Genomic DNA, 877 nt, shown 5'->3' with positions numbered 1-877 from the left:
CCGTCGAGCAGAATGTCGGGCTCGGTCGCTCGCCCTCCCTGGGACTGACCGAGGCGGACCGCGCCGCGGTCGCCGAGGCGCTTGCGCGCACCGGTCTCGCGGGCAAGGAGAAACGCCTGCCGCGCGAGCTCTCCGGGGGCGAACGCCAGCGCGTCGCACTGGCCCGCGTGCTGGTGCGCGACCGACCGGTGTTGCTGCTCGACGAGCCATTCGCTTCGCTCGGACCCGCTTTGCGCGACGAGATGCTGAATCTGGTTGCTGCCGTTCATGCCGAACGCGCCATGACGGTGCTATTTGTCACCCACCAGCCCGAGGATGCACGCCGCATCGGCGAGCACATGGTGTTTGTCGACAATGGGTTGGTGGCCGCAACCGGCAAGGCTGATGATTTCTTTACCGGGGCTGGTCCGGAGGCGTTCCGGCGCTATATCGGCGCGGGTGCTGGATATTCCACATCACGCGATGTTGCCCGGAAGCGGACATAATTTACGGTCAAACCGGCTCCAGGCGATGTGGCGTTTGCTTGCCATGACCGGGGGAGTGTGGCTAGGTCGCCCTACCGGTCCGGCACAGGCCGTGATTTGCCTGCAGTATCCGCCGCCCGCCCTAAGGGACGGGCAACGGATGCAGCAGCAGTTTGAGATAGCGCATGACACGTTCCGAAGATCGCCCCCGATTTTCGTGGTCATGCGCCGGGACCCGAAAGGAAGCCGTTCTGGCGATCGGCGCTAACACATTGGGAATGAAACCGCTGGCGCGTTTTCTCGCGCTGGCCGGTTTTGCCGTGGCGTTGGCAAGCTGCCAGATGTTCACGCCGCCGGAAGTTCAGGAATCCGGCTTCCAGCCTTCCGACAAGCCGATCACAGTGGACAATGTC

Annotated in this window: 1 protein-coding gene; it reads left to right on the top strand. The window is 64.2% G+C overall.

All coding sequences use genetic code 11. The features are described from left to right. On the top strand, positions 1-485 hold a 485-nt coding region (locus EN964_RS35870), incomplete at its 5' end, for an ATP-binding cassette domain-containing protein (RefSeq protein WP_127277548.1). Between the last annotated feature and the right edge of the window lie 392 nt (positions 486-877).

The organism is Mesorhizobium sp. M7A.F.Ca.CA.001.10.2.1, assembly GCF_003998575.1.
Lineage (GTDB): Bacteria > Pseudomonadota > Alphaproteobacteria > Rhizobiales > Rhizobiaceae > Mesorhizobium.
This window is presented reverse-complemented; position numbering and strand designations above follow the sequence as displayed.